This window comes from Micromonospora sp. NPDC048947, from assembly GCF_040649495.1.
Taxonomy (GTDB): Bacteria; Actinomycetota; Actinomycetes; order Mycobacteriales; family Micromonosporaceae; genus Micromonospora; species Micromonospora alfalfae.
This window is the reverse complement of sequence record NZ_JBEZFO010000002.1, coordinates 441,823-465,372: the sequence shown is the minus strand read 5'-3', so window position 1 is coordinate 465,372 and position 23,550 is coordinate 441,823. Positions and strand designations below refer to the sequence as shown.

18 protein-coding genes, 3 tRNA genes and 1 pseudogene are annotated in these 23,550 nt (G+C 70.7%); 11 read left to right on the top strand and 11 right to left on the bottom strand.

The features are described 5' to 3' along the window. Positions 1-82: pseudogene (locus AB0B98_RS05525) on the top strand (DNA mismatch repair protein MutT); the annotation flags it as partial. Between the two features lie 11 nt (positions 83-93). Here the strand turns inward: AB0B98_RS05525 and AB0B98_RS05520 are convergent. From AB0B98_RS05520 to AB0B98_RS05490, 7 genes are all read right to left on the bottom strand, one after another. After that, a complete protein-coding gene (locus AB0B98_RS05520) occupies positions 94-2,976 on the bottom strand; it encodes a discoidin domain-containing protein (RefSeq protein WP_357361111.1) in 2,883 nt (960 codons plus the stop codon). 143 nt (positions 2,977-3,119) lie between these two features. After that, positions 3,120-4,781, bottom strand: a complete 1,662-nt coding sequence (locus AB0B98_RS05515; protein ID WP_357361109.1) for a glycoside hydrolase family 13 protein — start codon at positions 4,779-4,781, stop codon at positions 3,120-3,122. A 101-nt stretch (positions 4,782-4,882) separates the two neighbouring features. Further along, positions 4,883-5,770 (bottom strand): carbohydrate ABC transporter permease, encoded by an 888-nt coding sequence (locus tag AB0B98_RS05510; RefSeq protein ID WP_279514615.1) that lies wholly within the window; start codon positions 5,768-5,770, stop codon positions 4,883-4,885. Between the two features lie 11 nt (positions 5,771-5,781). Continuing rightward, on the bottom strand, positions 5,782-6,738 hold the full coding sequence (locus AB0B98_RS05505; protein ID WP_124821582.1) for a sugar ABC transporter permease: 957 nt from the start codon (positions 6,736-6,738) through the stop codon (positions 5,782-5,784). Between the two features lie 86 nt (positions 6,739-6,824). Further along, a complete protein-coding gene (locus AB0B98_RS05500) occupies positions 6,825-8,204 on the bottom strand; it encodes an extracellular solute-binding protein (RefSeq protein WP_357361106.1) in 1,380 nt (459 codons plus the stop codon). Positions 8,205-8,537: 333 nt separating this feature from the next. After that, positions 8,538-9,542, bottom strand: a complete 1,005-nt coding sequence (locus AB0B98_RS05495; RefSeq protein ID WP_112677526.1) for a LacI family DNA-binding transcriptional regulator — start codon at positions 9,540-9,542, stop codon at positions 8,538-8,540. A 286-nt stretch (positions 9,543-9,828) separates the two neighbouring features. After that, complete coding sequence (locus tag AB0B98_RS05490; protein WP_357361104.1) at positions 9,829-11,316, bottom strand: FAD-dependent oxidoreductase; 1,488 nt, start codon at positions 11,314-11,316, stop codon at positions 9,829-9,831. A gap of 80 nt (positions 11,317-11,396) precedes the next feature. Between AB0B98_RS05490 and AB0B98_RS05485 the strand changes: the two genes are divergently transcribed. After that, positions 11,397-12,473 carry a serine hydrolase domain-containing protein gene (locus tag AB0B98_RS05485; RefSeq protein ID WP_357361102.1) on the top strand — a complete coding sequence of 359 codons (1,077 nt, stop codon included), beginning with the start codon at positions 11,397-11,399 and terminating at the stop codon, positions 12,471-12,473. Here the strand turns inward: AB0B98_RS05485 and AB0B98_RS05480 are convergent, their stop codons facing one another. Together AB0B98_RS05480 and AB0B98_RS05475 are read right to left on the bottom strand one after the other, a co-directional pair. Beyond that, positions 12,474-13,799 (bottom strand): deoxyribodipyrimidine photo-lyase, encoded by a 1,326-nt coding sequence (locus AB0B98_RS05480; RefSeq protein WP_357361100.1) that lies wholly within the window; start codon positions 13,797-13,799, stop codon positions 12,474-12,476. It lies immediately after the preceding gene. Beyond that, positions 13,796-14,719 (bottom strand): phytoene/squalene synthase family protein, encoded by a 924-nt coding sequence (locus AB0B98_RS05475; protein ID WP_238672784.1) that lies wholly within the window; start codon positions 14,717-14,719, stop codon positions 13,796-13,798. Before AB0B98_RS05475 ends, AB0B98_RS05480 begins: the two co-directional genes overlap by 4 nt. 65 nt (positions 14,720-14,784) lie before the next feature. On the opposite strand from AB0B98_RS05475, the gene AB0B98_RS05470 reads away from it, so the two are divergent. The 8 genes from AB0B98_RS05470 to AB0B98_RS05435 all read left to right on the top strand — a co-directional run bounded on the left by AB0B98_RS05470 (position 14,785) and on the right by AB0B98_RS05435 (position 20,377). Beyond that, positions 14,785-15,927 (top strand): polyprenyl synthetase family protein, encoded by a 1,143-nt coding sequence (locus AB0B98_RS05470; protein ID WP_357361098.1) that lies wholly within the window; start codon positions 14,785-14,787, stop codon positions 15,925-15,927. 28 nt (positions 15,928-15,955) lie between these two features. After that, a complete protein-coding gene (gene crtI / locus AB0B98_RS05465) occupies positions 15,956-17,437 on the top strand; it encodes a phytoene desaturase family protein (RefSeq protein ID WP_357361096.1) in 1,482 nt (493 codons plus the stop codon). Next, positions 17,434-18,054 carry an isopentenyl-diphosphate Delta-isomerase gene (gene idi, locus AB0B98_RS05460; protein WP_357361094.1) on the top strand — a complete coding sequence of 207 codons (621 nt, stop codon included), beginning with the start codon at positions 17,434-17,436 and terminating at the stop codon, positions 18,052-18,054. The genes crtI and idi overlap by 4 nt, the downstream gene beginning before the upstream one ends. After that, a complete protein-coding gene (locus AB0B98_RS05455) occupies positions 18,044-18,988 on the top strand; it encodes a MerR family transcriptional regulator (protein WP_357361144.1) in 945 nt (314 codons plus the stop codon). Before idi ends, AB0B98_RS05455 begins: the two co-directional genes overlap by 11 nt. 76 nt (positions 18,989-19,064) lie before the next feature. Further along, positions 19,065-19,847 carry a polysaccharide deacetylase family protein gene (locus tag AB0B98_RS05450; protein WP_238672780.1) on the top strand — a complete coding sequence of 261 codons (783 nt, stop codon included), beginning with the start codon at positions 19,065-19,067 and terminating at the stop codon, positions 19,845-19,847. 154 nt (positions 19,848-20,001) lie between these two features. Beyond that, positions 20,002-20,074 (top strand) — tRNA-Glu (locus tag AB0B98_RS05445). Positions 20,075-20,130: 56 nt separating this feature from the next. After that, positions 20,131-20,204: transfer RNA gene (locus AB0B98_RS05440), tRNA-Asp, on the top strand. 99 nt (positions 20,205-20,303) lie between these two features. Continuing rightward, positions 20,304-20,377 (top strand) — tRNA-Phe (locus tag AB0B98_RS05435). 425 nt (positions 20,378-20,802) lie between these two features. On the opposite strand, the gene AB0B98_RS05430 is transcribed toward AB0B98_RS05435, so the two are convergent. After that, complete coding sequence (locus AB0B98_RS05430; protein WP_357361091.1) at positions 20,803-22,164, bottom strand: hypothetical protein; 1,362 nt, start codon at positions 22,162-22,164, stop codon at positions 20,803-20,805. Positions 22,165-22,210: 46 nt separating this feature from the next. On the opposite strand from AB0B98_RS05430, the gene AB0B98_RS05425 reads away from it, so the two are divergent. Then, entirely contained in the window at positions 22,211-22,738 is a 528-nt protein-coding gene (locus tag AB0B98_RS05425; RefSeq protein WP_238672778.1) for an SRPBCC family protein, read from the top strand. A 12-nt stretch (positions 22,739-22,750) separates the two neighbouring features. On the opposite strand, the gene AB0B98_RS05420 is transcribed toward AB0B98_RS05425, so the two are convergent. Beyond that, a complete protein-coding gene (locus AB0B98_RS05420) occupies positions 22,751-23,455 on the bottom strand; it encodes a DUF2786 domain-containing protein (RefSeq protein WP_238672777.1) in 705 nt (234 codons plus the stop codon). Positions 23,456-23,550: the final 95 nt, after the last annotated feature.

The window sequence follows — 23,550 nt, the reverse complement described above, 5'->3', positions numbered from 1 at the left end:
CCGGGATGGGCGGGTGCTCGCCTGTGCGCGTTCCGCCCCACCCGAGGTAGCGGGCATGTGGGAGTTTCCGGGCGGAAAGGTGGGGCACCCGACCTAGCTGGAGTAGACCTCGAACTCGCTGAGCTGGCCGGCCGGCCAGCCGCTGTTGCCGGTGACTGTCAGCCGCAGGTACCGCTGGGTGGTCGCCGTGAAGGTCACGGTGACCGTGTTGCCGCTGGCCGGGTTGAAGCTGTAGCCGGCCGACGCTTTCAGGGTGCTGAACGTCGAGCCGTTGGTGGAGCCGAGCACCGCCAGCGTCTGCGTACGCGTCTGCCAGGCCGACGAGGGCGGGAGCTTCAGCACGACCCGGGACACCGACCGGTCAGCGCCCAGGTCCACTGTCAACGACTGCGGGAAGGCGTTGTTGGCGCTCTCCCAGTAGGTGCTCGCGTTGCCGTCCACCGCGTTGGGGGCGGCGTACACGTCGGAGTGGCTGGTCTCGGTGATCGACCGTCCGGCCGCCAGGTTGCCGCTGGGGGGCGGGGTGGTCGGTGCTGGCGTGGTCGGCGGCGGGGTGGTCGGTGGTGGCGTGGTCTGGGTGCCGCCGTACACCTCGACCTCGGAGAGTTGCGCTGCCGGCCAGCCGGTGTTGCCGGTGACGGTGACCCGGATGTAGCGACGGTCACCGGAGGGCAGCCCGATCGACACCGTGTTGCCCGCACCGGGGGCGAAGACCCTACCGGCGGACGACGCCAGAGTGGTGTACGACGACCCGTCGGTGGAACCGAGCACCGACAGGGTCTGGGTGCGTTGCTCCCAACCGCCGGGCAGTTTGAGCGCCACCCGGTCGACCGACCGGGACGCACCCAGGTCGATGGTGACCGATTGGGGGAAGGCGTTGTTGGCGCTCTCCCAGTACGTCGACGCGTTGCCGTCCACCACGTTGGCGGCCGTGTAGCTCTGATTGGTGCTGGTCGCCGTCGTGGACCGGCCCAGTGCCAGGTTGCCGCTGGTCGGGGGCGGGGTGGTCGGCGGCGGGGTGGTCGGCGGCGGGGTGGTCGGCGGCGGTGTGGTGGGCGGCGGCGAGGTGGGTCCACCGCCCCACTGGGGGTTCGGCCACGGGCCGCAGTACGGGGTCGGGGTGTACCAACCGGAGTTGCCGGAACCCTGGGTGATCTGGAAGCCGGCACCCACGCAGTTGTGCATCGGGTTGCTCTGCGCGATGTTCGTGGCCCGCACGTTGGTGAACGACACCTGGCTGTTCGCCTGCACCTGGAGCGCGTACGTTCCGGCTCCGTCGATCCGTACGTTGTTGAGGTTGATCCCGTTGGTCTGGCCCTCGATCCAGTGCAGCGCCGCGTACGAGCTGTCCAGGATGTCGGTGTCGGTGATGTTGATGGTGGGGTTCTGGAACGCCTCGTTGAGCGCGGAGAACCAGATCGCCCCGACACCGAAGTTCCAGTTGTAGTCCGAGTTGCCGTTACGGATCAACGTGTTCCGGGCGATCGTCCAGGTGCCCTGGACTCCGGTGGCGCCCTGTACGCCGGGGTAGCGGTTCGCGACGTGGATGCCGCCGCCGTTGGTCAGCGAGTCGGCAGTCACGTTGTCGGTGATCTTGATGTCCCGACCGCCGTAGCTGACCAGGTGGTTCGCCAGCAGCGTCACCCCGATGGTGTTGTGGGTGAAGGAGTTGTTGACGTTCGGCACGCTCTGCGCCCACATGGCGAGGGCGTCGTCGCCGGTGTTGCGGACGAACGTGTTCGTCACCGTCGAGTTGGTCACCCCGGTGTGGAAGTTCACCCCGTCCGCTGTCTGGTCCAGGATGCGACTGTTGCGGATGGTGAAGTTGTCCATCGGGCCGTCCATCCACGCCCCGACCTTGGTGTTCTCCAGCCAGAGGTTGTCCACCACCGAGTTGGTCATCGCCCCGCCCAGGGCGTTGACCTGGTCGTCGTCGACCCGCTCGCGGATGTCGCCGATGATGGCGAAGTCCCGCAGCGTGACGTTGCGGCTGGGCCCATTCGCCTCGTGTGCGCGGACCGGGCCGGTGTAGCCGCCACCGGGGACGTACTTGCCGTAGATGCCGACGGACCTGTTCCGCTCGGTGGGGTGCCGGCCGCCGAGCACCGAATACCAGGGGCCCGCGCCGCGCAGAGTCACCCCGTCGACCACCACGTGGTCCCAGAGGGTGAAGGTGCCGGTCGGGATCCAGACCGCCCGGCCCTGGGCCTTGCCGGCGTCGACCGCCGCCTGGAACTTCGCCGTCGAGTCGGTCGCGCCGCTCGGGTCGGCGCCGAAGTCGGTGACCACGTCGAGCACACCGGAGGGCTTCGTGATCGCCGGGGCGACCAGCTCGAAGTCGGCCAGGTCGATGGTGAACGTGGGCGACTGCGCGGTCGAGGAGACCTGGAGCCGGATCTTCGTGCCGGCCGGCTGGGTGCTGCCGAACAGCGCCCGGGTCTCGTCGTAGAAGTGGTGCGGGTTGGTGTCACCCGGGTTGTTGTTGAACGGGTATCCGCCGTAGTACCAGCCGTACCTCGACGTCACCGGGACCGACTTCAGCAGCGCCCCGTTGGCCCGCAGGTCGATGGCGGCGTCCCGACCGGTGCCGGCAGGGCTGTCCGGCAGGCTGTAGCGGAAGGTCACCGCGTTGGCCGGGGCGGTGAGGGTGAACTCGACGTACTCGCCGACGGCGTCGAGGGTGACCGCCTCCCGGCCCGACGCCTCGGACGGCAGCGTGCCGTAACGCCGATCCGGGCCGATCTTCGTGCCGTTGTGGGCGGTCTCCTCCGCCTCCTGCTCGACGAACGGAACTGTCGCGCCCCGGTTGGGGATGTCGAAGGGGGACAACCCCGCCGCCGAGGCCGGGGTCGCGGTGCCGGTGACAGCGAGGGCGGTGACCGATGTGGCGGCGAGCACTGTGGCGGCGATGGCGGCCAACAGCGCCCGGGTCGGGTGTCGAAGGTGGTGCGGGGTGCCGGTGGTGTGGTTGGCCATGAGCTGCGCTCTCCCTTTCGTCAGGCAGGCCAGATCCCCCCGTGTCGGTGCGGTGTCGCGCGTCCCCCCTCGGTTCTCCCTTCTCGGTGGCGTGGTGCCGGCGGCCGGGACGGGCCGCCGGCACCACGGCGGGCAGAGTCAGGTCAGGCCGGGCCGTCCGCCCCGCGCGGCCCGTCGGTGACTTCGGCGGTACGCAGCCAGACCGCTGTGTCAGACGGCAGCAACCCGTCGTCGAGCGGCCCGCTGGCCAGCAGCAACTCCCCCTGAGCTGGCATCGGCACCGGCGCGGCGGACAGGTTGACCAGGCAGGTGAAGCCACCCCCGCCGCGGCTGAACGCCAGCACCCCGTCCGGGGCGGGCAACCAGGTCAGCTCACCGTCACCGAGCGCCGGGTCGGCCCTTCGGGCCTGGATCGCCGCCCGGTACAGCTCCAGCATCGAGGCCGAGTCGCCGGTCTGCGCGCTGGCCGTCCGGTCCTTCCAGTCGGCCGGCTGCGGCAGCCAGGGCGCTGCGGCACCAGTGGGGCTGAACTCGAACGGCGGCTCGTCCCCGGCCCACGGCAGCGGTACGCGGCAGCCGTCCCGACCGGGGTCGATCCGGCCGGACCGCTCCCACATCGGGTCCTGTCGCATCGCGTACGGGATGTCCTCGACCTCGTAGAGGCCCAGCTCCTCGCCCTGGTAGACGTAGGCGGCGCCGGGCAGCGACAGTGAGAGAAGCGCTGCGGCGCGGGCCCGGCGGGTGCCCAACTCCAGGTCGGTGGGGATGCCCTCGCGTTTGGCGGCGAAGCTGAACCGGGTGTCCGCGCGACCGTAGCGGGTGACGTGCCGGGTGACGTCGTGGTTCGAGAGCACCCAGGTGGCCGGCGCGTTGACCGGTGCGTGCGCGCTCAGCGTCCCGTCGATGCTCTCCCGCAGCGCCGCGGCGTCCCACGCGCAGCCGAGGAAGTCGAAGTTGAACGCCGCGTGCAGCTCGTCCGGGCGCAGGTAGTTGGCGAACCGCTGCCGGTCCGGCAGCCACACCTCACCGATCAGCGCCCGGTCGGCGTACTCGTCGGCGACCCGACGCCAGCCCCGGTAGATGTCGTGTACCCCGTCGAGGTCGTGGAACGGGTGCGGCTGGTCCGGCTGCACCTCGGGCAGCGTCGCGTCCTTGACCAGGAGCCCGGCCGAGTCGATCCGGATGCCGTCCACCCCCCGGTCGAACCAGAACCGCAGGATGTCCTCGAACTCCTCCCGCACCCGGGGGTGGTCCCAGTTGAGGTCCGGCTGCTGCGGGGCGAACAGGTGCAGGTACCAGTCGCCGGGGGTGCCGTCCGGGTTGGTGGTGCGCGTCCAGGTCGGCCCGCCGAACTCGCCGATCCAGTCGGTGGGCCGCTCGTCGCCGTTGGGGCCTCGGCCGGGCCGGAACCAGAACAGGTCCCGTTCGGGAGCGTCGGGCCCGCCGGCGAGGGCGGCCTGGAACCAGGGGTGCGCGTCGGAGCAGTGGTTGGGCACCACGTCGACGATGGTCCGGATGCCCAGCTCGTGCGCCTCGGCGATCAGCGCCTCCGCGTCGGCCAGCGTGCCGAAGACCGGGTCGATGTCGCGGTAGTCGGAGACGTCGTAGCCGGCGTCCGCCATCGGGGACGGGTACCAGGGACTGAACCAGATCGCGTCGATGCCGAGCGCGGACAGGTGGTTCAGCCGGGACCGGATGCCGGCGATGTCGCCGATGCCGTCGCCGTTGCCGTCGGCGAAGCTCCGGGGATACACCTGGTAGATCACCGCTCCCCGCCACCACGGACTTCTGTCAGCTGTGGACACGAGCACCTGCTTTCTGCGTCAGTACGTCGGCGGACTCGCCGGACCTGGTCATGTGTCGGGCGAACTGTCGTTGTTCGCCGCGCGGACGGATGCGGTGGTGGTCAGCCCTTGATGCTGCCCGTGGTCAGACCGGACATGATGTTCCGTTGGAAGATCAGGAAGATGATGACCGTCGGGATCGCGGCGATGACCGACGCGGCGATCACCACGTTCATCGGTGTGCCGCCGGCGAAGGTGTAGATGCCGACGCTCACCGTCCGGGTCTCGGGCGAGGGCATGACCAGCTTCGGCCAGAGAAAGTCCTTCCACACCGCCGTCACGGCGAAGATCGAGACGACGCCGAGGATGGGACGCGACAGCGGCAGGATGATCGACCAGAGCGTACGCAGCGACGACGCCCCGTCCATGAGGGCGGCGGCCATCAGCTCCTCCGGAATCGAGTCGAAGAACCGCTTCAGCAGGAAGATGTTGAACGCGTTGGCGACCATCGGCAGCCAGATGGCGAACGGCGAGTCCAGCAGGTTGATGTGCAGGATCGGCAGGTCGAGCACCGTCACGTACTGCGGCACGATGAGGACCATCGCCGGGATCATCAGCGTCGCCAGCATCAGGCCGAGGATCGCGTTGCCGAAGATCGGCCGGAGCTTGGACAGCGAGTACGCCGCCGCGCTGTCGAAGACCAGTTGGAACAGCACCGCGCCGATCGCGTAGTAGAAGGTGTTGAAGAGCAGCTTGGCGAGGGCCAGGTTGTTCCACGCGTCGATGTAGTTCTGCGGCTGTGGGTCCTTCGGGAACAGCGACGGCGGGGTCTGCGCGATCTCCTGGCCGGACTTGAGCGCCCCGGTGACCATCCAGTAGAGCGGTCCGAGGAAGACCAGCGTGAACCCCGCCACCACGACGACCAGCAGCGTCCAGTAGATGACCTTGCCGCGCCCCCGGCTCAGCTGGGAGTGGGAGATGAGGGTCCGGGTTCCGGAATCCTGTGCCATTCCTCGCCGTCCTAGTCCTGTTTCGCAGTCAGCCGCACGTACACGGCGGAGAAGCCGGCCAGCACCACGAGCATGATCACGCCCAGCGCGGCGGCGCCGTTGAGGTCGTTCTGGAAGAACCCGTGCTGATAGATGAGGTACGCCACCGAGGTCGCCGAGTCCTCAGCGCCCGCGCCGTTGGCGAGGATCAGTGGCTCGATGAAGAGCTGCATGGTGGCGACGATCTGGAGCATCGCCAGGAGCGCGAGGATCAACCGGGTCTGCGGGATCGTCACGTGCACGATCCGGCGCCAGATCCCGGCGCCGTCGAGCTCCGCCGCCTCGTAGAGCTCACCGGGGATGTTCTGTAACGACGCCAGGTAGATGAGCACAGCGCCGCCCATGTTCATCCAGGTCGACGCGACCACCATGGCCGGCATCGTCATCTCCGGCGACTGCATCCACTGCGAGGTGGGCAGGTGCAGCGCCTTGAGGATCGCGTTGAACAGCCCTGCCTCGCTCGGGTCGTACGCGTAGAACTTGAAGAGGAACAGCGCCGAGGCCGGCGGCAGCATCACCGGCAGGTAGACCAGGATCCGCAGGTACCCCTTGGCGTGCCGGAACTCGTTGAGCAGGATCGCCACGAAGAACGGCACCACGTACCCGAGGGCCAGCGCCAGGACCGTGAAGTAGAAGGTGTTCTGCCAGGCCGTCCAGAAGCTGGGGTCGGCGATGATGCGGGAGTAGTTGTCCCAGCCCACCCAGGTGGTCTCGCCGCGCCGGGTGCGCTGGAAGCTCATCACGATGCCGCGGATCATCGGGTACCAGGAGAAGACGACGAAGCAGAGCACCGCCCCGATCAGGAACGCGTGACCGGTGAGGTTGTCCCGTACCTTGCGGCCGAGGCTGGTGCGCTGCGGCCTCGCCGAGTACGGCGACGGCGGGCGGCCCGGTTTCCTGGGGGTCTCCGGGACGGTGGTGATCGCCAAGGCAACTCCTGGGTGAGTCGGTGACGTCGAGATGTGGTGCGAGGAGCGTGGGGGCCGGGTCGGCGTACCGGCCCCCACACGATCGGTCAGCTCTCGGCGGCGAGGAGCTGGTTGACCTTCTCTTCGGCGGTCTTGAGCAGCGCGTCGATGTTCGAGTTCGGGTTGGTCAGCACACCCGACATGGCGGCGTCGAGCACCGCGTAGACCGCCTGGGCGTTACGCGGCTCACCCTTGATCGGGACCGGGGTCGCCTCGAAGAGCGCGAAGTTCGTAGTGTCGACGTTCGCGTTCGCCTTGCGCAGCTCCAACTCCTGCTTCTGCGCGTCACTGCCGTTGGCGAAGAGCAGCGGCTGGGGCAGACCGACCGGGTAGTTCTGCGGCTTGGCCCGGACGTAGTCGAACTGGCCCTTACCCGGGGTGAGCTTCTGGTACGCGATCCACTTCAGGCCGGCCTTGACCTGCTCGGGGGTGAGGTCCTTCTTGAAGAAGTAGCCCTCGCCACCACCGAGCGTGCCCTTCGCCGCGCCGTCCTGGCCGGGCAGCGGAGCCATCGCCCAGTCCTGGAACTTGCCCTGGAACTGGCTGACGATCGCCTGGGTGGCGTCCGGCGCGCCGATGAACATGCCGACCTTGCCCGCGCCGGCGTTCGTCAGCAGGTCACCCCACTGGAGCAGCTGACGGGCGCCCATGCTGTTGTCGCCGTACCGCATGTCCTTGAGGTTCTGCAGGACCTGCTTGCCCATGGCGTTGTTGAAGTCCGCCTTCTTGCCGTCCTCGGTCAGCACCCGACCGCCCTGGGAGTAGAGCAGGGAGGTGAAGTGCCAGCCGCCGGTGTTTCCGGCGCTGTACTCCGAGTAGCCGGCGATGCCGTTGCCGAGCGCGGAGATCTTCTTGGCGGCGGTCCGAACGTCGGCCCAGGTCTTCGGCGGGTTGTTCACGTCCAGCCCGGCCTGCTGGAACAGCACCTTGTTGTAGACCAGGCCCATCGAGTAGTTCTTCACCGGAACGGCGTAGAGCTTGCCTCCGTCGGTGAAGACCTCCTTGAGCGCCGGGTCGACGCTCTCCCAGGTCGGGATCGCGTCCTTGTTGACGTGCTGGCTGATGTCCATCGCCTGACCGGAGTCGAGCACCTGCTGGAGATCGGTCATGTACCCGTAGAAGACGTCGGTAACGGTGCCACCGGCGAGGCGGGCGGTGAAGTCCGGCGGGTTGTTGCACTGCTCGCCGACGCTGACGCTCTTGATGGTGATGTCCGGGTTCTGCTTCTGGAACTCGGCGACGTCGTCGTTCCAGTTCTTCAACAGCTCTTTCTGGGCGCCGACCGGCTGGCAGTCGACAGTGATGGTGACCTTGCCAGCTGCGTTCGAGCCCTTGTCGTCACTCTTCGTGGAGCACGCCGTGAGGCTGAGCCCCAGGCCGGCCACGAGCGCAACCGCCGCAGCCTTTCGGTATTGCGGTACGGACATCTGTCCATCCCTTCGGGAACGGGTGTCTCCAATGACCTTCGCTGATCTGCGGTGATACGACCTGACGCCCAGTAGCTGCGTCGGAGCCAGGTGTGAGTGGAGTCACTGTAGCGAGGCCGACTCATTTCGGCAAGGTATCGACCCTGCGGCGAAAGGACACGACGTGATGACGACAGATGTTGGCAAGCTGCTGCAAGCAGCCCTGTTTGCCAGCTATTGATCCCTTATGGCCGATCATTCGGCCCTGTCGATGGCGACCGGGTCCAGCAACGACGAAAACGGCCGCCGACCGCGAGAGGCGGTCGACGGCCGAAGCGTCGTTCGGTGTGGTGCCTAGCGGCCGGGGGCGGGTGCGGTGGAGCCCCGCACCACCAACTCCGGCTCGAACAGCAGCTCGTCCTGAAGGACGCCGGCACCCTCGATCTGGGTGACCAGCAGATCCACCGCGGCCTGCCCCATCGTCTCGATCGGCTGCCGCACAGTGGTCAACGGCGGATCGGTGCAGGTCATGAAGGCGGAGTCGTCGAAACCCACCACCGACACGTCGGCCGGCACCGAACGCCCCAACCGTCGGGCCGCCCGGATCGTACCCAACGCGAGCACGTCGCTGGCGCAGATGATGCCTGTCACGCCCCGCTCGACCAACTTCGTGGCGGCGACCCGCGCCCCCTCCATCGAGAAGCTGGAACGCTCGACGCACTCGGCGTCGCCCTCGTCCCAGCCAGCAGCCTGGACCATCGCGTCGAGTTTGCGCCGCGACGGCACGTGCCCCTCCGGGCCGAGCACCATGCCGATCCGTTCGTGCCCGAGCGAGCGCAGGTGCCCGTACGCCTGCTCCACCGCCACCGCGTCGTCGGTGGAGACCCGGGGGAAGCCCAACTCGTCCACACCGGCGTTGACCAGCACGACCGGAAGCCCCCGGTCGGTCAGTCGACGGTAGTGGTCGTGTCGGGCGTCGGCGAGCGCGTACGAGCCACCGGCGAAGATCACCCCGGAGACCTGGTGGTCGAGGAGCATCTCCACATAGTCCATTTCGGAGACCCCGCCGATGGTTCGGGCACAGAGCGCCGGGGTGTAGCCGCGCTGAGCGAGAGTGCCGGTGACCACCTCGGCCAGCGCCGGGAAGATCGGGTTCTGCAACTCGGGCAGCACCAGCCCGACCAGCCGGGCGCGTTCGCCGCGCAGCTTTGTCGGCCGCTCGTAACCGAGCACGTCCAGCGCCGTGAGCACGGCGGTGCGGGTCGCCTCGGAGACCCCGTCGCGGCCGTTGAGCACCCGGCTGACGGTGGCCTCGCTGACGCCCGCCTTCTTGGCAACTTCAGTCAACCGCTTGGTCACGGTCGCAATCGTACGTCACCTGGATGAAAGAAATGAACAGCAATCTGCCCGTCGTTTGCTGGACGGCTGCCGCATTCTTCCCACCGCCGACCATTCCGACCGCCGCCACCTGCCACACCACAACGCAGGCGCGCCATGATCGACTCGGTTTCAGTGAAATCGCGGGGTTCCAATGCCCCGGACACCCCGACTTCCTGAAACGCGAGTGGATCATGCCCGGCCGCAGCGCGCGCGGGGCGTCGCGGGGGTGCACGGCATTGCCAGGGGCCCTGGGTGCGGGCTGGCGTCAGGACAGGTCGTGCAACGCGGACTCGATGGCCCGGTGGAAGGTCGGGTACGCGTAGATCATGTGCCGGAGCTGACTCAACGGAACCGCCGCGTGCACCGCCACCACCAGCGCGGACAGCACCTCACCGCCGGCCGGGCCGACCGAGGTGGCACCGATCAGCACGCCCTGGTCCGCGTCCGCCACGAGCTTGATGAACCCGTCGTCGCCGACCCGGTGGATCCAGCCGCGGGTCGAGCTGCCGAGCTTGGTGAAACCCACCTGCACGTTGATGCCGCGTTCACGGGCCTGCTGTTCGGTGAGCCCGACCGCGCCGATCTCGGGATCGGTGAAGGTCACCCGGGGCAGCGCGCGGTAGTCGGCTCGCGGGATAGTGCCGGCTGAGCCGCTCGATCCGCTGGCGGCCAGCGAGCTGGACGCGCCCATCGCTCCGCCGACCACGCTGGAGGTGCCGCTGGCGTCCGCCCCCGCGTTCGCCTGCCGGGCGCGGGCCAGGATGTCGGCGATCACGATCCCCGCCTGGTACATGGCGATGTGCGTGAAGGCACCCTCGCCGGTGATGTCGCCGACCGCCCAGACGTGGTCGGTGACGTGCAGACGGTCGTCGACCGGGAGGTAACGCTGGCTGGCGTCCAGGCCGATCGTGTCCAGGCCCAGCTCGGCCAGGTGGGCCTTGCGCCCGGCCACCACCAGCAGCCGGTCGGCGGTGAACTCCGCGCCGCCGCCACCGTGCAGTGTGAACCTGGTCCCGTCGTGTTCGACCCGTTCCGCGCGTACCCCGGTGTGGATCTCCACGCCGTCGGCGCGCAGTGCCGCGGCGGCGACCTCGGACGCCTCGGGTTCCTCGATGGCCAGCACCCGGTCGAGCGCCTCGACCACCGTGACCCGGACCCCGAAGCGGGCGAAGACCTGCGCCAACTCCAGGCCGATCGCGCCGCCACCCAGCACGAGCAGCGACTGCGGCAGCTCCTCGACCTCGATCGCCTGGTGGTTGGTCCAGTACGGCGTGTCGGCCAGGCCGTCGATCGGCGGCACCGACGGTCGGGTGCCGGTGCCCAGCACCACCCCGTGTCGGGCCTCGAACATCTGGTCACCGACGCGGACCCGGCGCGGACCGTCGAGCCGGCCGCTGCCCCGCACGAGCCGGCCACCCTTGCCGACGAACCGCTCCGCCGCGACCGTGTCGTCCCAGGTGTCGGTGGCTTCCTCGCGGATCCGCTTCGCCACCGGCGCCCAGTCGGGTTGGACCTGCGCCGTCCCGGCGAGCCCGTCGACCCGGCGAGCCTCGGCGAGCGCGTTGGCCGCTCTGATCATCATCTTGCTCGGGATGCAGCCCCAGTACGGGCACTCCCCGCCGACGAGATCCCGTTCGACGCCGACGACGCTCAGGCCGGCCTCGGCAAGCCGCTCGGCCACCTCCTCGCCGCCGACCCCGAGCCCGACCACCACCACGTCCACCAACTCCGGCTCCGCCACACCGAACAGCATCCCCCAGCGACACCACCCCAACCACCGGGGTCGGCGGAAAAGTCGGCACGCGCACCGGCCCGGACGCCTACCGTGGCCGGATGCACGCACGCTTCGCTCCGGTCCGGGACTGCTTCCACGACATGCTCGCCTCCGGTCGGGAAACCGGCGCCGCCCTGACCATCTGGTACGACGGGCAGCCCGTCGTGGACCTGACCGGCGGCTCCCGCCGCGGCCACGGGACGGGCGGCGAGCCGTGGCTGCCGGACACGTTGGTGAACGTCTACTCGGTCGGCAAGCCGGTGGCAGCGCTCTGCCTGTTGCTGCTCGTCGACCGGGGAGCTGTCGATCTCGACGCGCCGGTGGACCGGTACTGGCCGGAGTTCCGCACTCCCGCCACTGTGCGTCAGGTGTTGTCGCACACCGCCGGGCTGCCGGCCTTTCCGGTGCCGCGACCGGCCGCCGCGATCGCCGACTGGGCGCTGCTCACCGGCGACCTGGCCGCCGCCGACCCCGAGTGGGCGCCGGGCTCGGTCGCCGGGGAACACGCCTGGACGTACGGGCATCTGGTGGGCGAGGTGGTCCGCCGTGTCGACGGACGGTCGGTGGGCCGGTTCCTGGCCGAGGAGGTCGCCGACCGGTGGCAGCTCGACCTCGGGTTCGGGTTGACCGAGGCGGACCAGTTGCGCTGCGCGGACCTGCGGTACGGCGACCCGGGATGGCCGACCCGGAAGCTCGGCGAGCCGGGGTCACTGCGGGCGCGAGCGCTGGGCAACCCGGCCGGCGGGCTGGACCTGGCCGTGCTGAACAGTCCGCTGTGGCGGGGCGCCGAGATGCCGGCCGTCAACCTGCACGCCACCGCGCCCAGCCTGGCCCGGCTCTACGCCGGCCTGCTGGCCGGTGGTGTCCTGGACGGGGTCCGGCTGTTCAGCCCCGACCTGGTGACGGAGGCGACAGGGGTCCAGTACGACGGGCCGGACCTGGTCTTGGATCGCGACGCCCGCTGGACGTTGGGTATGCAGCGGGAGCCGGACGGCAGCTGGGGCATGGGCGGCATCGGCGGCAGCAGCGCGTGGGCCGACCCCGAGCGCGGCTACACCTTCGCGTACGCCACCGCGCACCTCGCCGAGCACGACCGGGTGGACGAGCTGGTCGAGGCGTTGCACTCGGTGCTCTGATCAGCGCAGCCAGACGGGGTCGGTGCCGGGTACCGAGAGGGGCGGTGGGTAGTCGAGCGTCTGGCGCAGGGCCTCGGGCAGCCGCCACGGTTGGTGGATGGCCCTGCCCTGCACCGTCGCCAGCTCCGGCACCCACCGGCGCACGTAGTCGCCGTCCGGGTCGTACCGTTCGGCCTGCCGGACCGGGTTGAACCCCCGGTAGGGCTTCGTGTCGTTGCCGGTGCCGGCGACCCACTGCCAGTTGCCGGAGTTGTTCGCCACGTCCCCGTCGAGCAGCCAGCGGAAGAACACCGCAACCCCGGACCGCCAGTCCTGCCCGAGGTGCTTGGTCAGGTAGCCGGCGGTGATCAGCCGGGCCCGGTTGTGCATCCAGCCCTGTGCCAGCATCTGGCGCATCCCGGCGTCGACGATCGGCATCCCGGTGCGTCCCTCGGTCCAGGCCGCCAATGCGTCGTCGTCGTAGCGCCACTGCTCGGTGGCACCCCGCCGGTACGCCGCAGTCGAGATCTTCGGGAAGGCTGCGGTGACCTGGTAGTAGAAGTCCCGCCAGCAGAGCTGCCTGACGAACGGGCCGGACCGGTCGCCGGCACGGTTCGCCACCGCCAGCGGAGACACACAGCCGAAGCGCAGGTACGGGCTGAGCCGGGACGTGTCGTCGCCGGCCATGTCGTCGTGCTGATCGCCGTACCGGGTCAGATCGGGCAGCCAGTCGGTGAGCCGCTGCCCGGCGATCCGCTCACCACCGATGGCCGCGTCGGGCGAGTCTCCGGTCGGCAGCGCCGGCAGCGGGCCCACGCGCACCCGATCGGGCAGTGCGATCCCGCGTGGCGCGGCCAACTCCTCGCGCCAGCGGTTGGCCGCCCAGGCCCTGTGGTACGGGCTGAAAACCCGGTAGTGGTCCCCGCCGCCACCGGGCCGCAACGCGCCCGGCTCGACCACCGTCAACCCGGGAAACAGCCGCAGGTGCAGCCGGTGCCGCTCACACTCGGCGCGTAGTCGCCGCTCCCGGCGGACGGCGTAGTGGCTGACGTCGGCCGAGAGCGCGACGGCGGTGGCCCCGACCTCGTCGGCCAGCCGGATCGTCTCGGCCACCGGGTCGCCGTGCCGGACCACCAGGTCGCCACCACGCTCACGAAGTTGGTCGCGCAGGTCGGCAAGGGCCTGGTGCAGGAAGCGGGTGCGGTTGGCGGAGAGGTCGGCCAGCGCCGGGTCGAGCACGTACAGCGGGACCACCTGGTCGAAGGCCGCAGAGGTGGTGGCCAGCGCCGGGTGGTCGTGCACCCGCAGGTCGCGGGTGAGGAGCACGATCGCCGTGCTCGCGGTCACCGGTTCTCCGGCTGGATCGTCGGCCCGGGAATGACTACCGGCGTACCGGTCGAGCTGAGCAGGGCCCGCGCGGCCACCGCCATCCGTCGGCGCTGCGGCACCAGGGCCCGCCGGACGAAGACGTCGTAGTCCTGCGCGGCCACCTCGTCGAGGATGCCGCCGTAGAGGGCGTACGCGGTGCGCATGCAGGCCTGTGAGGCGGGTGCCAGCATGGTGATGCCCGGTGCGGCGGCGGCGTAGTGCGCCTGGGCTCGGGTCACCTCGTACTCGATCAGCTCGCGGATCCGGGGGGTGACGCGGCCCCGGGCGCGGGCCTCGGCCAACTCCTCGCGGGTGACCCCGAACTTCGCCATGTCCTCGTCGGGCAGGTAGGTGCGGCCCCGGTCGAGGTCCTCGGCGACGTCCCGGATGAAGTTGGTGAGCTGGAAGGCGAAGCCGAGCTGTCGGGCCGGTTCCCGGGCCGCCACCGGGTCGGAGCTGCCCAGGATCGGCAGCATCATGGTGCCGATGACCGCCGCCGAGCCCTCCATGTAGTCGAGCAGGTGGTCGTAGGTCGGGTACGCGGTGACCGTCAGGTCCATCGCCATGCTCTTCAGAAACGACGCAAAGTCGTCCCGGTCGAGATCGAAGACGGCGATCGTGTGCAGCACGGCCGGCAACAGTGGGTCGTCTACCGGCGCACCGTGCAGACCGGCCACGAACTGGCTGGCCCAGCGGTCCAGCAGGGCGGCCCTCTCGGCCGGCGGCAGGTCCTCGGTGCGGTCGACGATCTCGTCCGCGTACCGCGTGAACCCGTAGAGGGCGTGCACATGTCGTCGTTTCCAAGCGGGGAGCAGGCGGGTGGCGAGATAGTAGGTGCGGCCGTGGCGTTTGTGCAGCTCACGGCACCGGTCATAGGCAGCGGTGAGATCAGTTTCCACCGGCCCTCCTCCATTTATCGACGCACCAATCGACGCAACCCGTAGCCTAGGGTACGCTCAGCCGCATGGCCAACGACGCAGTTGCGGGCAACGTGACAGGCGTGGCGCCGACAGGGCCAGGGGACGGGGACGATCCGGTCCGCGCCGTTCTGGCTGCCTATACCCACGATCTGGTCACGGCGGTCGACGAGACGCTGGACACCTTCCTCACCTCCGAGGTCGACAACCTCAACGACATCGACGCGTCGATGGGCCGCTTCGCCGCCACCGCGCGGGAGGCCGTCCTCACCGGCGGCAAGCGGATCCGCTCCACGTTCGCCTACTGGGGATGGCGTGGGGCCGTCGGTGGCACCGCGGCGCTGCCACCCGTGCTGCCCGCGCTGGCCGCGCTGGAGTTGCTGCACACCTTCGCGCTGGTGCACGACGACGTGATGGACGCGTCCACCACCCGCCGCGGCCGGCCCACCGCGCACGTCGCGCTCGCCGAACAGCACGTCGCCGCCGGCCACCGAGGTGATCCCGGCCGGTTCGGTGAAGCCGTCGCCGTGCTCATCGGCGACCTCTGCATGGTCTGGGCCGACCAGTTGCTGGCCCATGCCTCGGTGCCGTCGACGCGACTCTTCGAGGTGCGCCGCTGCTACGACCAGATGCGGGTCGAGACGGTCGCCGGGCAGTATCTGGACGTGCTCGGCGAGAACGACCCGGGCAACTGGTCGGTCGACCGGGCGCTACGGGTGGCCCGCTACAAGACCGCCAGCTACACCGTCCAGCGACCACTGCTCTTCGGTGCCTGCCTGGCCGGGGTGCCCGCCGACGACCCGCTGGTCTCCGCGTACACCCGCTATGGCCTGGCTGTCGGCGAAGCGTTCCAGCTCCGCGACGACCTGCTCGGCGTCTACGGCGACCCGGTCGCCACCGGCAAGCCGGCCGGGGACGACCTCCGCACCGGCAAACCGACCACGCTGCTGATGCTGGCCCGTGAGCTGGCCACACCGGCACAGCTCACGGCGTTGGAGCGGGCCGCCGACGGACCGGTCGACACGCTCGCCGAGCTGGTCACCGAGACCGGCGCGGTGACCCGGGTGGAGCAGATGATCGCCGAGCGGGTCAGCGACGCGCTGGCCGCGCTCGACGCCGCACCCGTGGACCAGACGGCGCGGACCGCGTTGACCGGGCTGGCCACCGCCGCTGCCAACCGGCGGGCCTGATGAGCGACTTGAGCGAGGAGGTGGTCACGTGCGGACTGTGACAGGACGGACGGACCGGGTGGTGGTCGTCGGGGCCGGGCTGGGCGGGCTTGCCTGCGCGCTGCACCTGGCCGGCAGCGGTCGACAGGTGACAGTGCTGGAGCGCGAGCCGGTGCCCGGCGGGCGGGCCGGACGCCTCGGCGTGGACGGCTACGAGTTCGACACCGGCCCGACGGTGCTCACCATGCCCGATCTGATCGCCGAGGCGCTCGGCGCTGTCGGCGAGGAGCTGCACGACTGGCTGGACCTGACCCCGCTCGACCCCGCGTACCGGGCGTACTACCCGGACGGCTCGACCCTCGACGTGCTCACCGACACCACCCGGATGGCTGCCGAGATCTCCCGGGTCTGCGGGCCCCGGGAGGCCGACGGCTACCTGCGGTTCGTCGAGTACGCGCGGGAGCTGTGGCGGCTGGAGCGCACCGACTTCATCGAGCGCAACCTGGACGCGCCGACCGACCTGATCACCGGCAACCTGCTCAAGCTGCTCAGTGGCGGGGCCTTCCGGCGACTCCAGACGAAGATCAACCAGTTCTTCCGGGATCCGCGTACCCAGCGGATCTTCTCCTTCCAGGCGATGTACGCCGGCCTCGCGCCGCACGACGCGCTGGCCATCTACGCGGTCATCGCGTACCTCGACTCGGTGGCCGGGGTCTACTTCCCACGCGGCGGCATCCACGCGGTCTCGAGGGCGATGGCCGGCGCGGCCGAGAAGCACGGCGTGCAGATCCGGTACGACACCACCGTCACCCGGGTGGAGACAGTGAACGGCCGCGCCACCGGCGTGCTCACCGCCGACGGCGACCTGGTCCCGGCGGACGTGGTGGTGCTCAACCCCGACCTGCCGGTCGCCTACCGGGACCTGCTCCCCGCCGCGCCTCAGCGCCGGCTCACCTACTCGCCGTCCTGCGTCGTTCTGCACGTCGGCTCCCGACATGCCTATGCGAAGATCGCCCATCACAACATCCATTTCGGACGCGCGTGGAAGGGCACCTTCGATGAGGTCATCCGACGGGGTGAGCTGATGACCGATCCGTCGCTGCTGGTGACCAACCCGAGCCGGACCGACCCCGCGGTCGCACCGCCGGACCGACACACCTACTACGTGCTCGCCCCGGTGCCCAACCTGCACCGGGCGCCGTTCGAGTGGCGCGGCGACCTGACCCAGCGCTACACCGACCAGCTGATCGGCACCCTGGAGGAGCGCGGCTACGTCGGCTTCGGCGCCGGGGTCGAGGTGCTCCGGGCGATCACCCCCGCCGAGTGGGAGGAGCAGGGGATGGCCGCCGGCACCCCGTTCGCCGCCGCGCACACCCTCTTCCAGACCGGCCCGTTCCGCCCGTCCAACCTGCACCGCGACCTGTCGAACGTGGTCTTCGTCGGCTCCGGGACCCAACCCGGCGTCGGCGTACCGATGGTGCTCATCTCCGGCAAGCTCGCCGCCGGCCGGATCACCGGAGAGGGCCGATGAGCGGTCGTGAGAACCACCTCGTCGAACTCGTCGACGAGACCGGCAAGGCCCACGGCGAGACGACAGTCGCGGCGGCGCACCAGCCACCGGGGCAGTTGCACCGGGCCTTCTCGGTGTTGCTGGTGGACCCGGACGGCCAGGTGCTGCTCCAGCGCCGAGCCGGCGTGAAGACCCGGTTCCCGCTGCGCTGGGCCAACTCCTGCTGCGGCCATCCCCAGCCTGGCGAGTCGCTCGCCGAGGCGGCCAACCGACGGCTGAGCGAGGAGTTGGGCGCGGGCCCGGTCGAGCTGACCGAGGTCGGCATCTACGTCTACTACGCCGAGGACCCGGCGACCGGTCGGGTCGAGTTCGAGTACGACCACGTGCTGCGAGGCGAGTTCCTGCCCAACGCTCCGCTACTGCCCGACCCGGACGAGGTGGCCGAGCTGCGGTGGGCCGACCCCGCCGCCCTGGAGGTCGAGTTGAAGCGCGACCCCCGGTCGTACGCGCCCTGGCTGGGCGGGGTGGTGAGCCGGCTGCTCCGCCACGCGGAGTCCCGGTCGGGCGCACCCGGCCCGGCCATGACGCCGCCCGGATCGTCGGCGGATGACACGGCGGAGCGGTCGGGTGGTCGATGAGGCGCTGAGCGCGGGCGCTGTCGCACGTCGGTTGGGGGTCGCGGTAACGACCCTCCGCACCTGGCACCAGCGCTACGGGCTCGGGCCCAGCGAACACATCCCCGGTCACCACCGCCGGTACACACCCACCGATCTGGCCCGTCTCGAGATCATGCGACGACTCACCGCCGAGGGGGTGAGCCCCGCCGAGGCGGCCCAGTGGGCCCGCCAGGCACCGGACCCGACGCCAAACGGCACCGTCGCTCCCGCCCGGATCCACCCCACCGGCCGTGACGGCGGCAGCTCCATCCCGGTCGGCCGCGCCGGTCCGGCGGCGCGCGGCCTGGCCCGGGCGGCCATGCGACTGGACGCGGCGGCGATCAGCGAGACCATCGCGCACACCCTTGCCGCCAGCGGAGTCGTCGCCACCTGGGAGGGCCTGCTGCGCCCGGTGCTCGTCGGCATCGGCGAACGGCACGCCGCCACCGCCGGCCTGATCGAGGTGGAACACCTGGTGTCCCGCTGCGTCTCGGAGGCGCTCGCGGCGGCCAGCCGGGCCAACGTCCCCACCGGGCCGGCCCGGATCCTGCTCTCCTGCGCCGACGAGGAACAGCACACCCTGCCGCTGGAGGCGTTGGCGGCAGCCCTCGCGGAGGCCGGTGTCAGCTACCGGATGCTCGGCGCCCGGGTGCCGGTGGCCGCCCTCGTCGAGGCGGTCAACCGGACCGGCCCGGCCGCCGTGGTGCTCTGGTCGCACACTCGGGCCACTGCCGATCCGACCCAACTCAGCGCGCTGCTCGCCGCTCCCCGACGCCCGTTGCTGGTGCTCGCCGCCGGCCCCGGCTGGCGAGCCGACACGCTGCCCGCCGGGGTGGTGCGGCCGGTCGACCTGGCCGAGGCGGTCTCGCTCTCCGCCGCCGTCCGCGACTCCCTGGACCAGTCGAGGCGTGACTGATCGCACTGTCGCCGGACCGCGTCGTGAACTACCGTCGGGCGGGTCCGCCTACCCCGACCCCTCCGGGAGCGAGCAGATGCAAGCCCGCGCCATCCTGGCGTCCGTCCTCGCCGTGGCGCTGCTCCTTTCCGGCTGTGCCCAGCCGAAGCGCACCATCGCACCCGTCGGTGCCCCACGGCCGGTGGAATCAACCACGCCGCCCACCCCGAAACCACGCCCCAGCGTCACCAAGCCGGCCAAGCCGCCACTGCGGCCGCTGCCGGCCAAGCTCCCCACCGGCCTGGGACGCAACACCGGCGTACGTCCGGTGGCCCTGACGTTCGACGACGGGCCCAGCCCGGCCTGGACACCCAAGGTGCTCGACCAACTGAAGGCCGCCAAGGTGACGGCGACCTTCTGCGTCGTCGGCCGCGAGGTGCAGCGTCACCCGGAGCTGGTCCGGCGGATCGTCCGGGAGGGACACCAGCTCTGCAACCACAGCTGGCGACACGACCTCGAACTCGCCCGTCGACCTGTCGGCGAGATCCGGGCCGACCTGGACCGCACCAACAAAGCCATCCAGAAGGCCGCTCCCGGCGCGAAGGTGTCGTTCTACCGGCAGCCCGGCGGCCGGTGGACATCGGAAGTGGTCGGGGTGGCCAAGGACCTCGGCATGCGTCCGCTGCACTGGTCGGTCGACCCGCAGGACTGGGACAAGCCGACCGCCGCCACGATCGGCAAGCGTGTCCACTCCGCCACCCGACCCGGTGCGATAGTTCTTCTGCACGACGGGGGCGGTAATCGGGCCGCGACACTCGCCGCATGCCCGAAGTTGATCGCCGACCTGAAGCACCGCTTCGGCATCACCCCACTCCGATAGAACCGCTCTGACCTGCGGTTATGACCCGCCTGAAGCCCTTGCCCATACCGATTTTGTCGACCGACGGAGCATCACGTATGCTTTCCAAGCCTCCGGCGGGGCCGGATGGGAGCAAGTCCGCTTGAAGTTGCGAATGTGCAATGATGGCGGGGCCGCCCTCATCGTCTAGCGGCCCAGGACGCCGCCCTTTCAAGGCGGTAGCACGGGTTCGAATCCCGTTGGGGGCACGACCGGCGCAAGCCGGAGCAAGGCAAGACCGGCGCAAGCCGGGCAACACAAGCTAGGTCCTGTGGAGCAGTTGGAGTGCTCGCCGCCCTGTCAAGGCGGAGGTCGCGGGTTCAAGTCCCGTCAGGACCGCAGCGCCGACGCCGCGCCCCGCGCGGCGTTCTGCGTATCGGAGCAGGTCGCCTTGCCGCCGGTTCGTCCGGTTGGCGGGTAACATGAGCCGAGCGACACGGCCAGGTAGCTCAGTTGGTACGAGCGTCCGACTGAAAATCGGAAGGTCGGCGGTTCGACCCCGCCCCTGGCCACATAGCCTTTCGCCGGGCTACAGAGGTCCCCGCCAGCGGAAACGCAGGTGGGGATCTTGCTTTTGGCGGGTCGCTTCCAGTGACGACCACACCCGCCACCCTCCGCGTGGGCGACTTCCTGGGCTATCGCCGACACCCTCCGCCGGCCTACCTGACCAACCCCCGCCGGCCGCGACCGCCCCCGCCCGGCCTGCGCGACCGCCCCCGCCCGGCCTGCGCGACCAACCCCCGCCCGGCCTGCGCGACCAACCCCCGCCCGGCCTGCGTGATCAACACGCCTTTCTTGAAGTCGCGGTGTCCCAGTAGGCGCGACACCGCGTATTCAAGGAAACCGAGTCGATCATGCCCGGGGGAGCCGCCGCGTCGGGGCGGTGGGCCCGGACGTGACGCAGCGGGCGGTGGGCGTGACGCACGACCGCGCGGCGTCAGTGGTCGCGGCGACCCTGCGGGCGATGCTGGGCCACGCTGCCCTGGATCGCCTCCCACACGCTGCGTCCGGCCTCTCGCAGCGTCTCCCCCGCCTGCTCGGCGAACTGGGCTGCGCTCTGCGCGGCAGCCTGCGCCGCGCCCGGAAGACCACCGTCGCCACCTCCGGACGGGCTTGGACCGGACCCAGCCGACTGGCCGGACTTGTTGCCGGTCTGCCCGGCGGTCGGCCCCGTCGACCCCTCGGGGCGCCGCTGGTCCCGCCCCGCCGGGTGCGCTCCGTCACCCGCGCCTTCGGGCCGCTCTCCAGCGGGGTGACGCGCCCCCTCGTGCCGCTGGCCCTCCGGGCGGTTGCCACCTGGCGCGCCGCCCTCCGGCTGCCGTCCATCTGGCTGCTGACCCTCAGGCCGCCGCCCCTCAGGCTGCTGACCCTCCGGATGCCGCCCCTCAGGCTGCTGACCCTGCGCATGCGGGCCCTCAGGCCGCCGCCCCTCAGGCTGCGGCCCCTGCGGGTGCTGACCCTGCGCATGCTGGCCCTGTGGCTGCTGGCCCTGCGGATGCGCCTGGTCGGCAAGCCCCGGGCCGCCAGCTCGCGGCCCAGGTCCGCCGGCACCGGGTCCCGAGCCGACCGGACCAGCCCCGGGTCGACCCGCATCCGGCCGATCAGAACCCGAACGACCTGGGCCGGACTGATTGAGACCCGGGCGATCCGGACCCGGGCCAGCACCCAGTGGCCGAGCTGGACCCGGTCGGTCGGATCCCAGTCGGTGGCGGTCGGCCACCGGGCTGGCCGCGCCGACATACTGGCCCGGCTCGTCGCGTACGGCGTCCGGGCGTCGACTCGACGCCTTGATCTCCGCTGCGCCCGCGGCCACCTGTTGGGCGCTGCGGTTCACGTCGTCGACTGCCGTGCGCGCGAGCGCCTCGATGATGTGCGGGTTGTGGTCGAGCGTGTCGAGGGCGCGGCCCAGGATTCTGGTCAGCTGCTCCAACCGCACCCGTAGTTGCGCCTCGGCGTTCACCCCGTCGATGTTCAACTCGCCGCTGTTGAGGTGCACCCGTACGCCGGCGTCGACCTGGAGCAGGTTGGCCACCCGGGCCCGCAGCGACAGATCGGCCTCCAGACCGTCGACCGCCAGTCGGATGGAGTCGACGGAGACCTTCGGAATGTCGAGCAGGACGTCCGGGTTCCCGCTGTCGACGTTCCGGTCCGGTTCCCGCTGCTGCCCGCTCTCGCTCATGCTCTCCCGCCCCACCTGCACACCGGCCGGGTCGTCCGGGCCGTCGGGCGCGGTTACCCGCTTTCCGGCGGGCCATCCCGTCAGTGACGGCTCGACGACCCTCTGTCTGGAACCGGGCACCGCGCGAAGCTGCACACCGAGGCATCAGCCGGTATGGTCCGGGCCTATGGGACAGGAATTGACTGATCCGGCCGACATCCGGCAGGACGTCGGCCAGTTCTCTCTCCGGTGCAGCCTGCTCGTCCCGGGCTCCGCCGAGCACGCGTTCGCGGTCTTCACCGACGAGCTGACCGACTGGTGGGTCACCGAATACACCTGGTCCGGCCCGGACGCGCTGGCCGAGCTGGGCATGGAGCCTCGGGCCGGCGGCATGCTCTACGAGATCGGCCCGTACGGTTTCCGCGCCGACTGGGGCCGGGTGCTCACCTGGGATCCGCCTCGCCGGCTGGTCTTCGTGTGGCAGATCGGCCCCGACCGGGCGCCGGTGCCGGACCCGGCCCGCGCGAGCGAGGTCGAGGTGCTGTTCCATGCCGAGGGGCCGGAACACACCCGGGTCGAGCTGGAGCACCGGCACTTCGACCGGCACGGCGAAGCTGCCGAGGGTTACCGCAAGGCGCTCACGGCCGGCTGGCACGAGCTGCTCACCCGGTACGTCGCCACTGTGTCGCGTCACCGCCCCAGCACGGCGGCCTGACGACCTACCGGGTCACCGGCCGAGCCGCCGACCGGCTGCGGCGCCGCCGAGGTCCCGACCACCGAGGTTCGCGCGTTGGCCGGCCTCCGCCCCTGAACCGAAGCCGGTGCCGCCCAACCGACGTGGCGGTGCGGTACGCAGCCGTGGGTACTCCTCGGTGAGCCGGCGCTGCACCCGGTCGGACCGGTCGGCCAGCACCAGGGCCATCGACTGTGTGCCCGACTCGCTGGCCGCCGCCGACTCCGCCGCCCAGAGTCGCCCTCCGACCACCTCCGCGAAGCCGGCCAGCCAGGAGCGGCGGAAGGCGGCGGGGTGGTCGTCCGCTGGCACCTCGGTGGCGGCCAGGCCGTGGGCCGCCTGCACGAGCAGCGAGGTGAAGAGCAGGTCGACCCGTTCCAGGTCACTGGAGAAGCCGAAGAGGTGCAGGGCGAAGCCGTTGCCTCGCCGACGGCGTACGCAGCGGCAGCGCAGCGGCTCGGCCACCGCGGCGAGCAGGCCCACCTTGTCGCGGGCGTACGGGGCGACGACGTCCAGCACTCGGTCGCCGACCGGGTCGGTGGTCGGGTCCCGGGCGGCGAGCAGGGCCCTGTCGACGCCGTAGCGGGCGATCAGCTCGGTCGCCTTGGCGGTGAACGCGGCGGCCTCGGCCGGCGTGCAGGCCGGGTCCTCGGCCTGGGCCAGCAGCTTGCGCACCTTGCTGAGCATGGCCTCGGACATGCCTACAGAGCTACCACACGGGCCGGACATCGGGGCCGCGCGGCAATCGATCGATACGTATCATCGTCACGGCCAGATGATCAGTCCGATACGGA

What these genes read in the sequence shown, in the direction of transcription:
- AB0B98_RS05520 (WP_357361111.1), bottom strand. Translation starts at nt 2,976, where the DNA reads ATGGCCAACCACACCACCGGCACCCCGCACCACCTTCGACACCCGACC.
- AB0B98_RS05510 (WP_279514615.1), bottom strand. Translation starts at nt 5,770, where the DNA reads ATGGCACAGGATTCCGGAACCCGGACCCTCATCTCCCACTCCCAGCTG.
- AB0B98_RS05500 (WP_357361106.1), bottom strand. Translation starts at nt 8,204, where the DNA reads ATGTCCGTACCGCAATACCGAAAGGCTGCGGCGGTTGCGCTCGTGGCC.
- AB0B98_RS05490 (WP_357361104.1), bottom strand. Translation starts at nt 11,316, where the DNA reads ATGCTGTTCGGTGTGGCGGAGCCGGAGTTGGTGGACGTGGTGGTGGTC.
- AB0B98_RS05485 (WP_357361102.1), top strand. Translation starts at nt 11,397, where the DNA reads ATGCACGCACGCTTCGCTCCGGTCCGGGACTGCTTCCACGACATGCTC.
- AB0B98_RS05470 (WP_357361098.1), top strand. Translation starts at nt 14,785, where the DNA reads ATGGCCAACGACGCAGTTGCGGGCAACGTGACAGGCGTGGCGCCGACA.
- idi (WP_357361094.1), top strand. Translation starts at nt 17,434, where the DNA reads ATGAGCGGTCGTGAGAACCACCTCGTCGAACTCGTCGACGAGACCGGC.
- AB0B98_RS05450 (WP_238672780.1), top strand. Translation starts at nt 19,065, where the DNA reads ATGCAAGCCCGCGCCATCCTGGCGTCCGTCCTCGCCGTGGCGCTGCTC.
- AB0B98_RS05425 (WP_238672778.1), top strand. Translation starts at nt 22,211, where the DNA reads ATGGGACAGGAATTGACTGATCCGGCCGACATCCGGCAGGACGTCGGC.
- AB0B98_RS05420 (WP_238672777.1), bottom strand. Translation starts at nt 23,455, where the DNA reads ATGTCCGAGGCCATGCTCAGCAAGGTGCGCAAGCTGCTGGCCCAGGCC.